The sequence below is a fragment of the Psychrobacter nivimaris genome (genome assembly GCF_043419765.1).
Taxonomy (GTDB): domain Bacteria; phylum Pseudomonadota; class Gammaproteobacteria; order Pseudomonadales; family Moraxellaceae; genus Psychrobacter.
On sequence record NZ_JBHOFX010000002.1, the window covers coordinates 649,463 to 663,797 of the forward strand.

The window sequence follows — 14,335 nt, forward strand, 5'->3', positions numbered from 1 at the left end:
ATGCATATGAATAAAAAAAACCTGCCCATTACTTCATTTGTGCTTTTGGCGGCAGCAGTATTGCTACCAGCTTGTAGTACAGTGACGGTAGATAAACAAGCCTCGGCCAAGACCATCTCAGCGCAGCGTGGCAATATCGTCACTGACAACGCGCTAAGCAGCGACACAGCATCTGCTTTGTTATCAGCAGGACTGAATGAGCAAGCCTGTATGCAGCAATTTGACTTATGCTTGACTCAGCTCTCTGATAGTATGCTTAACAGGCACTATCGGCCTGCCTTAGCTATTTTTGCAGAACTGCACTATGCAAAAGCGCGTCAACTATCTGATTCAAAAAACTGTCGTAATGCGCTTGCACGCCCGCCACTTGATCCGTATTACGCCAATGCGCCTTTAAGTGATGATGACGCCAAAACGCAGCAAAAAGAAACCGACCTGTGTTTAACCGACTATCAAGCAAGGTTGTTTGATGCCGTCAAATACAGCTACACCTATCTATTTTATGACAGTTTGACCCATGACTTTGAAGGTGCAGAGCAAAATAGCAATAGCCATCGTGCGCAAAACCGTATTCCAAATGACAATGACATCCAAACCCAAGACATTTATAACGCTGCCAGTAACGACGTTATCACTCAAATCTATCAGTCGACTGAAAATGCCAATAAATTGATGGGTGATACAACAGTAGAGTATTTGCCAATAACCTCTACCCAACGTGATAACACGGATGAAGCAGCAATTGCCAATCGGCCACCGCTAAAGGGCAAAGCAACAGACCAAGTCAAAGTCATGAAAGTTACCGTAGATGACTACAATCTTGATATTTATTTGCCAAACGAAAACAACTATCTGCAAAATGCTCATAAACAAACTTCCGCTTTGGCAGATTTATCATCCACTTATGAGCTGCGACTATCTGGTCTCAATTCTGTGAGCAAACGCCCTGGTTTGGGCATCAGTTTGGTGGCGTCATTGGATGATCGCTATACCACCACAATCCGTCAATTGCTAGTCGCCTCCTTATCTGGTCGACTGACAAATGAAGATACAAACACGGACGACAGTGAGCCAAGCTCACGTATTTATCCGACTGGACATCTGCTATTGACTGGTCTGATTAAGCCAGACGGCGATAGTGTATTAGACGCGCTGAGCAGTCGTAAGCTTGATATTCATTTATATAACCCGTACCAAACCGAATCCGTTAATATTCTCAATGATGACTACCCACTGGCAGCCAACTTTTCGGCGGGATATGGCTTATGGCTATCAGAGAACCAGTTAGATGGTGTGGGTTATTTAAACTTGATTACCCGCCAACCAGATGCTCAGCTGCCTAAACTATTCATGCTTGAGCCTTATGATCCTGATAAACGTGTGTTGATTATGTTGCACGGGCTAGCCTCTAGTCCGGCCACATGGGTAAATCTGACCAACGATATTCTTAATGATGACAAGCTGCGTGACAATTACCAAGTTTGGCAAATATTCTATCCAACCAATCTGCCTATTTTAGAAAATCGTTATCAGATTCAGCAGTTAATCAACAGCACCTTCCAGCAGACTGATCCCAATGGACAAAATCGTGCCAGTCAAAACAGTGTGATTATCAGTCATAGCATGGGGGCCATTATTGCTCGTATGATGCTATCTGATGAAAATTTAGTCGATGATTTAGATAAGCTCAATGACAAAGATATCCTCTCTAGTAATGAGAAACAGCAAATCCGTAACGCGCTCAAGACTTCTTTTGGCGAAGATGAATTAAAGGAACGATTTGAGCTACAGGCATTGCCACAAGTAGACACCGCTGTTTTTCTATCTGCACCTTTCCGTGGTACCGATTATGCAGATCGATGGTTCACCCGTGCGCTACGCCGCATCGTTTACTTACCCGTAGGTCTGGTCAAGACATTCACAGATAACTTAGCGACCATTGCCACTCAAGGCGATTTGGCGCAAAACCCACTGGGCGCATTATATTTGCAGAACGGTGCCAGCCAGTTAAGTGACAAGTCTTCTTTTATAGAGTTAACCAAAGACATCACTATGAATGAGCGTATCACTTACCATTCAATCATTGCCAATAACGATGCCGATATCACTAAAGGACTGGCACAAACACAACCAAACGGTGCCAAGATTGATTTGTCTCAAGCGGTAGAAGACAATGCTGGAAATGAAATGGCGAGCGTTGATGTCAGCGACAATACTGAGACCTCACAGCTACCACCCGAGCCGCTTGTTGCCGCTGTGACAGTCAATAATGATATCAGTCAAGCACTGACCGAGCGTTTGTCAGATGGTATCGTTCCTTATAACAGTGCCCATCTCGATGGTGCCGCGTCTGAGACAATTATCAATGGCGGTCATAGTATTCAGACCAATCCGCAGACCATTTTGACGTTGCGAAGAATTTTGCACAAGCAGCTACAAGAATGATGTAGATTTTTGTTATTTCACGAGGTTTTTGATGTGCAAATCGTAACCTTTAAATATTAGTTATAGGTTTCAAATAAGCAGTATGTTCACGCATACTGCTTTGTTTTTAATAATATTAATTTTATTTTTCAATGTTTGAATTATGTTATTTTGATGACTCTGAGGTCTGCAACAGACAGACTGGGTTGCTTGCGTGTATATCTAGGTGAGCGCATAATATATCTATAGCACATGACAGTAATATGTAAATTTATAAGGACATAAATTATTCAATTCAGCTAAACAGTGAGTCGCAAACTTAGCCACAATTTATGTCTAATGGAGCTAAGTCCACGTCACTGAGCTATTGCCCGTAATGCTTGCCACTTTGATCGATGGATAGTTACGGACAGTTACTTGAGCGTTGTATGGAAGTCAGCGCTATTCAGCTAACAGATGAGAGTAACCGTTTATGTTCGCTACATTTATGATTGACCAGCTCGATGCGCTGCTGCTTGCGCGTATCCAATTCGCTTTTGTTATCTCGTTTCATATCGTCTTTCCTGCCTTTTCTATCGGTCTTGCCAGCTGGCTTGCGGTGCTTGAATTCCGCTGGTTAAGAACTGGTGAACCTATCTATGCTGAAGTGTACAAGCATTGGGTCAAAATATTTGCTGTCGTCTTTGGTTTAGGCGTGGTATCGGGCGTGGTGATGTCTTACCAGTTTGGTACTAACTGGGCAGTGTTCTCTGATAAAGCTGGTAACGTTTTAGGCCCATTACTTGCCTATGAGGTACTGACAGCGTTCTTCTTAGAAGCGTCTTTCTTAGGTATTATGCTATTTGGGTGGGGCCGCGTGAGCAAACGCATGCATTTTGCCTCAACCGCCATTGTTGCTATCGGCACCTTGATTTCAGGTTTTTGGATATTGGCCGCCAACAGCTTTATGCAGACCCCTCAAGGTTTTATGATGGGTGCAGATGGCCTGCTCTATCCTACCAACTGGCTTGAAATTATCTTTAACCCCTCATTCCCTTACCGTTATGCTCACATGATGACTGCAGCATTTCTGACCACTGCCTTTGTCATTGGTGGTATCGGTGCATATTATATTCAATCTAAAAAGCACGTCGAGCACCGCGCGCATGGTCGTGTAATGCTAGGTATGGCGATGATTATGGCCATCTTTGTTGCGCCTGCTCAGGTATTGATTGGTGATGAGCATGGTCTAAATACCCTTGAGCATCAACCTGCTAAAGTGGCTGCGATGGAAGGACTCTGGGAGGATGAACGCGGTGCCGCACTACGCTTATTCGCGATTCCTGACCAAGAAAATCAGACCAATAAGTACGAAGTAAAAATTCCTTATGTGACTGGTTTAATCTTGACCCACTCATTAGATGGTGAAGTTAAAGGGCTAAAAAACTGGGCACCTGAAGATCAACCACCCGTCATTATCGTATTTTGGGCGTTTCGTATCATGGTTGGTATTGGCATGCTTATGGTGCTAGTCGGCCTATTCAGTCTATACAAATACTTCAAAAAACAGCAGTTCAATACTGATAGTGTATGGTTCCACCGTGCTTGGATGATGATGACTCCGCTTGGTTTTATCGCCTTATTATCAGGTTGGTTCGTAACCGAGACAGGACGTCAGCCTTGGACAGTTTATGGGGTCATTCGTACTGCTGAAAGTATGTCTCCTCTTGCAGCACAGCAAGTAGCCACTACGTTGATTGGCTTTATTGTACTGTACATATTTGTCTTTGGTGCAGGCAGTTTTTATATCTTACGCTTGATTGCTCAAGGGCCGAAACCTTATACAGATCCTGCAGAAGATAACTTCTACGAGCACTCAGTGACCGAGAGTCAAGGCCGCGCATTAAGTGGTGATAGTAATCCTGCCAAAGGTACTGAAGAAGGCTTAGATGAGCCTGCAAACGATGTCGATGATGGAGGATTACGCTAATGTTTAACTTCGGTGATGTATTAGATTTACCTCTCATTTGGGGCGGTTTGATTGCTTTATCTGTCTTTGTCTATGTACTGCTTGATGGCTTTGATTTGGGCTGCGGTATCTTGTTCCCATTTGCAGGATCAGATAAAAACCGTAGCCGCATGATGAATTCTATCGCCCCATTTTGGGACGGTAATGAGACGTGGCTAGTGCTAGGCGGTGGTGGCTTATTCGCAGCATTCCCTGTTGCTTATGGCATCATTATGACAGGTCTATATTTGCCAGTAACTGCCATGTTGTTCGGTCTTATCATGCGCGGTGTGGCATTTGAGTTTCGCTTTAAATCCTCTTCACGTAGGCATGTATGGGATACCTTTTTCTTTGTCGGCTCAGTCGTTGCCACTTTCTCTCAAGGCATAATGCTTGGGGCGTTAGTGCAAGGGTTAGAAGCCAGCAACCGTCTATATACTGGTGGCCCATTTGATTGGCTTACACCCTTCTCAATTGTGTGCGGATTTGCCATGATTATCGGCTATGCCTTACTTGGCTCGACATGGCTCATTATAAAAACAGAACATACGTTGCAAGTGTGGGCGCGCCAAGTTTCTAAATGGATGCTTACTGCATTACTAGTGGCGATGGTTGTGGTCACAGCGTTTATGTACTTCTCAGACATCGATGCGTTAGAGGGATGGTTTAGTTTCCCAGATTTATTATACCTCGCTCCTATGCCTATCATTGTCATGCTTTTATTCTTTATCATGCGTAAAGACTTAAAAACAGAGCGTGAGTATCGTCCATTTTTACTAACGGTTGCCTTATTTTTAATGGGTTACATAGGGGTTTGTTTCGCCCTATTCCCTTATATCGTACCGTATCAAATGACGATTTATGAAGCTGCTGCTGCAGATACTTCGTTATCATTCATGCTGATTGGCGCCTGTATTATGTTACCGATCATCTTGAGCTATACAGCATTTGCTTACTATACCTTCAAAGGTAAATCTGATCACAATCCGATGTACTAGTCGCTAATCGCGGCGGGCAATGGATCAGCTAAAAAGGATGGCTATTATTGTTTATAGATGGTAGCCACACTTCATACGCTAATCAGGAGATCTCTATGAAAAAGTTCAGTAAAAAACAATCGCAATGGGCATGGTTTGTGGGTCTATATTTAGCAGGATTTTTAGTGGTGTTTACCATTGCTCAGCTAATCAAGTTGGCGATGGGTGTTTAGCATAACTGCCTAATCATACGATTGAGTGCCAGTTAGTTAGCTAATGAATAGCTTGCTAGATGCCAAATTTGCATTTTTGCCTTACCAATATACCTTTTAGACATGTCGTAAAAAATATTTCTATATGCATAAAAAAAGCAGCGTTGAATAATCAACGCTGCTTTTTATTTATCTTAAATTTATCAGTTTGGTTTACCTTCATGCTCGATATCATGCTGTTCGATAAACTCATTGACCTGTGTTAAACGCTCAGGCGTGCCCACGTCTATCCAATTATCTGTCGTCACTTCAGCGGTAATCTGAAACTTTATCATTGCTTGCTTTAGTAATGGTGCTAATGCAGCAGGCTGTCCTGATACCAGCCCCTCTACCAATTTTGGTGACATTACGCTAATACCCGCAAAGGTATACTTATCTGCATCTCCCACCGGCTGTTCACTAGCAAGGCCGTTATTAATAGCGAAATCACCACCATTATTGTGCTCTGGATTATCAATCAATAATAAATGCGCGCGCTGATCCGCTCCCAATATATAGTCTGTTAATTGAGAAAAATCATAGGTAGTCCATACATCAGAATTGACCAGAATAAACGGCTCATCCTTTAGTTTACCTGATTGTAATGCCTGGAAAATGCCGCCTGCGGTCTCGAGTGGTTCATCGTCTTCTACTGACCAATGCAACTTTACGCCATACTGTGAACCATCGCCTAAGGTGTCCATTAGCTTATCTGCCAACCATGATGCATTGATCGTGATATCAGTAATTCCTGCTGCTTGTAGTGCTTTAATATGCCATACAATAAGTGGTTGACCTGCGACCTCAACCAAAGGCTTAGGTGTCTCAAGCGTTAATGGACGTAGGCGTGTGCCCTTGCCCGCTGCCAAAATCATGGCTTGTGTAATCGTAGAGGTAGACATCTGCGCTCCTATCTTTATTATTTAAATTAATTTAGCTGAGCTTCATCTACGCTGAAGCAAACTTTTCTTTATAAGCAGGTAGCACTGCCTCTTGTAGCCATTGGTTAAACGGTGTAATTGATTGCTTTAGTTCATCATCGCCATATTCGGAAAGCCAGTTTAATTCAATAATCAAATCGCGCATGACTTTAGGAATATCTGCCAAATAGCGGTCTTTGCCATCGCGTTCAGACAAACGAATAAAAATCCCTAATACTTTTAGATGACGTTGTACGCCTATGACATTCACATCGTTTTCAAACTGCACTGCGCTATCAGCAGTGGTTAGTGATTTTTGATTTTGTAGCTGCCAAAAGTCATTAATCCATGCAGATATTTGGCTCTCTGGCCATTCAACATAAGCATCGCGGACTAACGACACTAAATCATAAGCATACGAACCAATGACGGCATCTTGAAAATCAATCACGCCCAGCTTTGATTTATCTGCTTGATCTTGCATGAGGTTGCGGCTGTGATAATCACGATGGACAACCACTTGTGGCTGTCGCAAAATCTCATTCATTAGTGCTGTTTTTAGGTTTCCCCAAACCTGCTCATCTAGCGCGACACCAATATAAGGCATAAACCATTCGCTAAATAAATCCATCTCACGGTCTAATAGTGATATATCATAATCTGGCAGCTGGTGTTGTGACTTCGCCGTTTCTACTGGTACCGTTTGTAGCGCGACTAATGTCTGCATTGCTAGCTGATAGTAGTCATTGATTTGGTCTGCGGTGGCATCGACAAGTAAATGGGCAAATTCTAATGTGCCAAAATCTTGTAATACCAAGAATCCTTTTTCTACATTTTGTGCAGTCAAAGTCGGCACGTTGACAGCAGGTGCCATCAGTTTCGCAACATTGATAAACTGCAGCATCGCATCTTGCTCGTCAGCGGAGTCCATGACGATATAATGCTTATTGGCGCTATTGTCTGTCTCTGATAGTTCGATACGATGATATCGGCGGGCACTAGCGTCACCAGGTAAGCTGTCTAGACTAAAGGTTTGATCTAAAAATACTTGCTGTAACCATTGTTCTAATTGCTGTTGACGGTTGTTGTTTTCATCGATCATATCAGTCTCTAAAGTCGTTTTGTCAGTCATATTGGGCATCGCTGGTTAAATATAAGTCATAAATAATTAAAGTAGTGATAAGTCGGACAAATACTTGCTAAAATAGCGATATGTGTCGGTGCTATATAAGCTGCCACAGACGTATTGCTATATCATTCAATACTTGATGTCAGATAGAATCGCTATCGCTACTTAAAAATCAGCATGGCTATATTATAAATTTTGGTAAATAGTGTAGCTGATTTGGTTTTTTTTGACTATGATTAGTCGTCATTATATGTAAAACATCCAAATTTTTGAGAATACATTAGTCATATTTTAGTCGCTCGTTCACTGCTTTGTGTCGTTCGGTGATACCGCTACTAAACTCAGTCATGCAATCCAATAAGCTCTGCAATCATAGGTGTGCCCTTGTTATATTCTCCGCTTTACCAAAGCATCCGCTTGATCTTATTTGGTGCCTTAGGTTTATCTAGCCTAACTGTCAGTGCTGCCATTGGTGATGCCAATACGCAAAAAACTGAACCTCTCACTACGGATAGTACAGGCAGCTATGCGTCTAATAGTGTGGCGACTGACGCCAATAGTATTAGTCGTACTCAAAGCAATGATGGCTATCAAGAAGCAAATATTCTAAATGATAGCTATCCAGACGATGCTAATTCTGCTAATACGAATGACGCTACTTTATCGAATGATACTGCGTTAGATAGCAGATTCTCTGAAAACAATAACCTAAATATCACAGAGATTAATGAAGCTGCTGACTCTGAAGCTTTTAGCAATGAAGTTTCTAATACTGCTAATCTAAATACAGAAACTAGCAACCAACCAAGCAGTAATACACCAGATAGCAGTGCCTTTGTCCCTAAAGCGATAACAACGAATAATGGTAAGCTAGACCTTAATGACGAGAGTATTCAAGCCAGCCTAATGCGCTTAGCAGAGTTTTATGAGCTAACGCCAGATACCGATGCTTCAGCATTAAACAATGAGGCTATTAGCACTGAAGCGAACAATGCTCATAATAATGCGATGCCTGCTGCACAGACGATTCCAAAGGTCGGTAGAGACTTACGTCTGTTGCCAAATGCCGTGGACAGTGCCCAGCGCTGTGAAGGTCAATGGGTATATCCGCAGAGTAACCCCAATTATCAACGCGCTGTAAACGAAGCTGGTACGGCAAACGGACAACCAGCACCAAATGTGGCTAGCGTTCCGAATAATCAAGCCCCTTTGTTTACCGAGTCAGATTACGGTTATTACAATAACGTGAATTACGCTGAGCTATCAGGCAATGTAAAAATTGACCAAGGCACTCAGCATATCGAAGCAGAAAAAGTCATGATTGACTTGAGCAATGGCGTTGCGGCGGCGCAAGGCAAAGTCATGTTTACAGATAATGCGACTGGACAGCATACACGCAACGTCTCTACAAACAATGCCACTACAAAAAATGTCTCTACAAATAATGGCCAAGCCAGCTTTAATGATAGAGCGGCACAAGGTGGTCTAATTGGCGTTGCAAACAGCTTAAATTACAATACTGAGACTGGTCAATCAACGGCCAATGATGTGGCATTTGCTAGTGTTGGTCTACAAGCGCACGGCTATGCCAAACGCTTAAACAAACCGAATGAGAGTGAATACGAGCTGGATCAGGTTATGTTTAGTACCTGTCCACCTACCAACCGCAAATGGCAATTTGAAGCCAAAAGTATCGACCTAAATACCGATACAGGGCGCGGCGAAGCGTATAACACTACTTTCCGTGTGGCTGATATACCCGTATTTTATCTCCCCTACTTTAACTTCCCGATAGACAGTCGCCGTAGTAGTGGGTTTTTATTGCCAAGTGCTAGCGTCAGTAGTGAAAGCGGCCTTGAAGTTGATATTCCTTATTATTTCAACTTGGCACCTAACTATGATGCCACTCTTAACACGCATATTTATACTGATCGTAACCCCATGCTATCAGGTGAGTTCCGTTATCTGACTGAAAATTATGGGGAAGGTATTTTAAACGGTTCATACTTACCAAACGACAAAGAGTATGACGACGAAGATCGTACCAGCTTGTTTTATGACCACACTTGGTCGTCGAAAAGCATTCCACGATTAAGCGCTGATGCCGAATACAACTATGTGTCGGATGCCGATTACCTTAATGATTTTGATACCTTGGGCTTGTCGGACAGCACCATAAACTTGCCACGTCGTGCCCGCGTCAATTACTACAATGATTATGTCGATGGTGAACTAAAGGTCGAAACCTTCCAGACTCTAGATGCATTCACTGATAGTGGTGAAGCGTTAGAGGACAAAGACAAGCCGTACTCACGCTTGCCACAGCTCAAATTAAATTATCGCCTGCCTTGGGCCGAGCGCTTCGATATCACTGGTATTCATGATTCTGCATACTTCAAAAAATCCATTGATGATGGTTCTGAAAACGAAAAAAGTGGCGCACGTATTTATAATAAACTAAGCGCCGCCTACCCGATGGAAACCTCTTGGGGTTATATCAAACCTAAGCTTAGCTTGCAGCATCTATATACGTCATATGATGAAGATAGCTTAGAAGATAATCAGCTTAGTGAAGAAGATGGCAGTCAATCGGTGTTTGTTCCGCAAGCCAGTATCGATGCAGGTCTACACTTCTATCAAGCGGGCTCACCATTTGGTGCGTTTGACGATACGATGGGCGGCTATCGTTTACTTAGCCCGCGCGTAAAATATACGTATTCACCATATAAGAACCAAAACGACATTCCTAACTTTAATACGCGTATTGCCTCTATTAACTATGAGCAGCTGTTTTCAGACAGTTGGTTCTTAGGTCATGATCGTTTGCAGGATTTGCACTCTATTACGCCTGGCGTCAATTATCGTTACATCGACGCAACGGGTGTGACACGTTTTGATGGTAGCATTGCAGAACAGTTCTATCTAGATGATGGGCGTGTAACACTTGATGACGATCAGCCAGTATTTACCTCGTCTTCTTCAGGTATGGTATGGGATACCAGCACTCAGCCTTATAATAATTTTTGGGTTGATGTTAGCGGTGCCTTAACCAGTAACTATGATTTGAACTACATTACGACTGAACTGCGCTATCAGCCGTCAGACAATAGCTTATTTAACGTGGGCTATGTTAAGCGTCAACGTGATGACAATACCGATCAGTTGCCATTATCTGCATTTACCGCTTCCGCTGTTTTCCCTATCAATAACAGCTGGCGTATATTGGCTCAGGGTCAGTACGATTATAATCGTAACAAGATGCTTGATTCACTCATTGGCGTTGATTACGAAGATTGCTGTTTCGGCTTTGCTGTTTATGGTCGCCGCTATTACAATGACCTAAACGTAAAAGACGAGCCAACACAAGCTATTATGGCAGAAGTTAGATTAAATGGTCTTGGCAGCGGTAGTAGCCGCTTGACACGATTGCTTGCTGATAAGATTTTGGGCTTTGAACCTGTACAGACGGCATGGAAAGACTAACCAGTTTTTTGCTAGATTAGAGTTATTTACGTAAATATTTATAAGACACTATTTGAACCCCTATTATGGGAAACGCTGTCGAATATTTTATTATTAAGGGTATCGGATAGAGTTGACCAACTACCATCCGATGCAATGACATTGATGAGGAGCATCATGAGATTTTTTTCTTTACGTCAGACTAGCAGAGCAGTATTGCTATCTATGGCAGGCCTTACGCTTACGTTAAGTGCCAACGCTGCTACTGTCAAACCTGCAGCAGCTCAAGCTTCTACTTCTGCTACGCAAAGCTCAGTCAATCGCTTGACACCAGCCAACAGCACAGACGGTATTATTGCCCTAGTCAATGAAAATGCTATCTTAAAAAGCGAATTGGTTGATGCTATCGAGCAAACTCAAGCACGTGCAAAAGCTGCTGGAGAGCCTATCGCAAACTCAGCACAACTACAGTCTGAAGTGCTAAACGCGCTTATTTTGCGTGAACTACAACTGTCTATGGTCAAACGCGCGGGACTGTCTGCCGATGAAGCAGAAATCAATCAACGTCTTGGTCAAATTGCTCAAGCTGAAGGCCTTAATAGCATCTCAGCATTGCAGCAACGTCTAGATGCGGCACAACCTGGTAGTTATGCCAATCTACGCGCCAAACTGATCGAAGAAGCTTCTATCCAAGCGCTACAGCAGCGTCAAATTACTCGACGAGTACGTATTAGCGAGCAAGATATTGATGCATTTTTAGCCTCACCTGAAGCCAAACGTCTGAACCAAAGCGAATATCAAACCATTCACGTACGTGTGCCTTATATAGATGACTATAGTCGCCTATCGGCCGCTCAACGCGAAGAAGCATTAAAAGTTGCGCAAGCATTACGTACGCGTTTGCTCGAGCCAAACGTCAACGTCGCTGAAGCTGTTGCTGCTAGCCAAGGAAGCTATCCGATTCCATTGCAAGGTGGGGATATGGGCTTTCATAAGGCCGCCTCTTTACCGACAGAGCTGTCCAGCAAAATTACCAAGCTAGACGTTGGTACTGTAAGCGAGCCATTATTGACTCCTGAAGGTATTGACATCATTAAGCTTGCTGATAAAAAAGCCAGCAATACGATGCTGATACCACAGTGGCATACTCGCCATATCCTCGTTAAAGTCGATGACCTACAGACTGACGCGCTTGCTGAACAAAAAATCAATGATCTATACGAGCAACTTCGTGGCGGCGCTGACTTTGCTAGTTTAGCTTCAACGTATTCAGACGATCCAGGTTCTGCGGGACGTGGCGGCGACCTTGACTGGGTTAGCGAAGAAGATATGGTTGGTCCATTTGAAGCCACAATGAAAAATACGGCTGTTGGCGACTACTCTGCACCATTTAAGACGCAATTTGGTTGGCATATCCTAAAAGTCGACGGTAAGCGCGATCAAGATATTAGCGAGCAATATCGTCGTAATATGGCACGTCAAGCATTGTATCAACGCCTAGCACCACAAGCTCAAGAAGACTGGTTACAAGAACTACGTGCTGGCGCTTATATTCAGATACTTGGCTGATATGTTGCAATAAGCTAATAGTATTAAGTTAGCGAAAGTACTGAATCGATTTAAATAAAGAAGGGTATATGCAATGGCATATACCCTTCTTTATCTTGCGCAGTTAGATATTTGACTGGAAGCTTGATGAGAAAATCCCAAAGTTAAGTAGTTTAAATCTTGATAAACCAAAATCTATACACAAAGAAAAACCCCGAACCTAGGGCGATTGGTTCAGGGTTTCAATACTTCGTGTTATTGTTATTATCTCTCTTCCGTGCTGACTCATCCTAAGTCATTTAACAGTATTATATAAGACAGCGGGCTGACCTGTGCTTTTATTGGTACTGTCTCAACACTACATCCATGCGTATCCTTGTGTTGATGGATGTATTATAGGCCAATGGACTTGGTGCCGATAGAAGCTAAAGACTCTATTTTGCGTAAGCATATGCTTACATCACTTTTATGCATTACCGTTAATAAACGGCCTCTTTTATCAACCAAAACTGCGCTGTTCTTGTCTGTGCTCTTCTGATACTTTTTCGCCTTCTTTCTTGCCTTCTTCGATTTTGTTGTCAGTTTCTTGGATATCTTCTGCTTGTGCAGTAGGCGCATTGCCTTCTTGCTTGCTTGCCTCTTCTGGCTCATATTGCAAGGTAGTCATTACAGGAAAGTGATCAGATCCTACGGATGGCATACGCTGAATATCAACCACTGTAAAACAGGCACTATGAAAGATATGGTCTAGAGCCCAACGCAGAAATGGGTATTTAACATGGAAGGTATTAATGAAATGTCGACCAATACGAGGATCTAACAGGCCAGAGATACGTTGGAAACGACGAGTGGTTTTTGACCATGCGACATCATTGAGATCACCTGCCAGTATCGCCGTTTGGTCGTTTTCTTTTATGTGTTTACCTACCATGAGCAGCTCAGCATCACGCGTGGTGGATTTATCAGCTTCAGTTGGGCTAGGCGGCATGGGATGCAAGCAATATAACCAAATGACGCGGCCTCCTTGCAAACGCAATTGAGTATGAATAGACGGTATATCATCAATCATCAAGTACTTAACTTCAGGATCAATCAGCTCAAGCTTAGAATACAAGTGCATGCCATATAGATTATCTAGTGGCACTTTCACGGTATAGGGATAGTCAGACTCGACTTGCTGTAAGGCTTGCTCCCATTTCTTGTCACTCTCTAATGTAATTAAGATATCCGGCTGCTTTTGCTTAACCAAATCGACCAGCTTTTGCGTTTCGTCATTGGGCGTCAATACGTTTGATACCATGATTTTTATTTGATGCGCTTGTCCTTCTGGCTTATCTTTTGCCTTTTGAACTTCTTTTTTCCACAGCTTAGTATATGGCAGTACCATTCTTAGCTGAAATGCTAACGTACCACTCAGCACAACAAACAATATCCACTGCCCTAATTCCCACTCTGAGAAAAACACTATCATGCCGACCCAAGCGATAATACCAAGCACCATTATTTGGATGCGTGGAAACTCAACACCGCGCACCCACCAGTTATCTAGTGGCAACCAGCCCCAGATTGTGACAAAGGCGATGAATCCTGCTAGACCTTGTAAGGCGTAATATAATAGTGAGAGATCCATAAGTAGG

General features: G+C 43.0%; 9 protein-coding genes. 6 read left to right on the forward strand and 3 right to left on the reverse strand.

Going from position 1 to position 14,335, the window contains the following annotated elements; all coding sequences use genetic code 11:
- Positions 1-6: 6 nt before the first annotated feature.
- The 4 genes from ACHEVO_RS06020 to ACHEVO_RS06035 all read left to right on the forward strand — a co-directional run bounded on the left by ACHEVO_RS06020 (position 7) and on the right by ACHEVO_RS06035 (position 5,621).
- Positions 7-2,445 (forward strand): esterase/lipase family protein, encoded by a 2,439-nt coding sequence (locus ACHEVO_RS06020; protein ID WP_394124285.1) that lies wholly within the window; start codon positions 7-9, stop codon positions 2,443-2,445.
- A gap of 451 nt (positions 2,446-2,896) precedes the next feature.
- Complete coding sequence (locus tag ACHEVO_RS06025; RefSeq protein ID WP_394124286.1) at positions 2,897-4,393, forward strand: cytochrome ubiquinol oxidase subunit I; 1,497 nt, start codon at positions 2,897-2,899, stop codon at positions 4,391-4,393.
- Complete coding sequence (gene cydB, locus ACHEVO_RS06030; RefSeq protein ID WP_114700807.1) at positions 4,393-5,409, forward strand: cytochrome d ubiquinol oxidase subunit II; 1,017 nt, start codon at positions 4,393-4,395, stop codon at positions 5,407-5,409. The genes ACHEVO_RS06025 and cydB overlap by 1 nt, the downstream gene beginning before the upstream one ends.
- 95 nt (positions 5,410-5,504) lie before the next feature.
- The gene (locus ACHEVO_RS06035; protein ID WP_101206161.1) at positions 5,505-5,621 is read left to right on the forward strand and encodes a DUF2474 domain-containing protein; all 117 of its coding nucleotides are present in this window, start codon (positions 5,505-5,507) and stop codon (positions 5,619-5,621) included.
- 182 nt (positions 5,622-5,803) lie between these two features.
- Here the strand turns inward: ACHEVO_RS06035 and murU are convergent, their stop codons facing one another.
- Both murU and ACHEVO_RS06045 read right to left on the reverse strand, forming a co-directional pair.
- A complete protein-coding gene (murU, locus tag ACHEVO_RS06040) occupies positions 5,804-6,541 on the reverse strand; it encodes an N-acetylmuramate alpha-1-phosphate uridylyltransferase MurU (protein WP_394124287.1) in 738 nt (245 codons plus the stop codon).
- A gap of 46 nt (positions 6,542-6,587) precedes the next feature.
- The gene (locus tag ACHEVO_RS06045) at positions 6,588-7,691 is read right to left on the reverse strand and encodes an aminoglycoside phosphotransferase family protein (RefSeq protein ID WP_394124288.1); all 1,104 of its coding nucleotides are present in this window, start codon (positions 7,689-7,691) and stop codon (positions 6,588-6,590) included.
- A gap of 381 nt (positions 7,692-8,072) precedes the next feature.
- On the opposite strand from ACHEVO_RS06045, the gene ACHEVO_RS06050 reads away from it, so the two are divergent.
- Together ACHEVO_RS06050 and ACHEVO_RS06055 are read left to right on the forward strand one after the other, a co-directional pair.
- On the forward strand, positions 8,073-11,171 hold the full coding sequence (locus ACHEVO_RS06050) for an LPS-assembly protein LptD (RefSeq protein WP_394124289.1): 3,099 nt from the start codon (positions 8,073-8,075) through the stop codon (positions 11,169-11,171).
- A gap of 156 nt (positions 11,172-11,327) precedes the next feature.
- Positions 11,328-12,719 (forward strand): peptidylprolyl isomerase, encoded by a 1,392-nt coding sequence (locus tag ACHEVO_RS06055; protein ID WP_394124290.1) that lies wholly within the window; start codon positions 11,328-11,330, stop codon positions 12,717-12,719.
- A 478-nt stretch (positions 12,720-13,197) separates the two neighbouring features.
- Here the strand turns inward: ACHEVO_RS06055 and ACHEVO_RS06060 are convergent, their stop codons facing one another.
- On the reverse strand, positions 13,198-14,328 hold the full coding sequence (locus ACHEVO_RS06060) for an endonuclease/exonuclease/phosphatase family protein (RefSeq protein ID WP_394124291.1): 1,131 nt from the start codon (positions 14,326-14,328) through the stop codon (positions 13,198-13,200).
- Between the last annotated feature and the right edge of the window lie 7 nt (positions 14,329-14,335).

Excerpts from the sequence above, each read along its gene's own strand:
- ACHEVO_RS06060 (WP_394124291.1), bottom strand. The coding sequence starts at position 14,328 with ATGGATCTCTCACTATTATATTACGCCTTACAAGGTCTAGCAGGATTC.
- ACHEVO_RS06035 (WP_101206161.1), top strand. The coding sequence starts at position 5,505 with ATGAAAAAGTTCAGTAAAAAACAATCGCAATGGGCATGGTTTGTGGGT.
- cydB (WP_114700807.1), top strand. The coding sequence starts at position 4,393 with ATGTTTAACTTCGGTGATGTATTAGATTTACCTCTCATTTGGGGCGGT.
- ACHEVO_RS06045 (WP_394124288.1), bottom strand. The coding sequence starts at position 7,691 with ATGACTGACAAAACGACTTTAGAGACTGATATGATCGATGAAAACAAC.
- ACHEVO_RS06020 (WP_394124285.1), top strand. The coding sequence starts at position 7 with ATGAATAAAAAAAACCTGCCCATTACTTCATTTGTGCTTTTGGCGGCA.
- ACHEVO_RS06055 (WP_394124290.1), top strand. The coding sequence starts at position 11,328 with ATGAGATTTTTTTCTTTACGTCAGACTAGCAGAGCAGTATTGCTATCT.
- ACHEVO_RS06025 (WP_394124286.1), top strand. The coding sequence starts at position 2,897 with ATGTTCGCTACATTTATGATTGACCAGCTCGATGCGCTGCTGCTTGCG.
- murU (WP_394124287.1), bottom strand. The coding sequence starts at position 6,541 with ATGTCTACCTCTACGATTACACAAGCCATGATTTTGGCAGCGGGCAAG.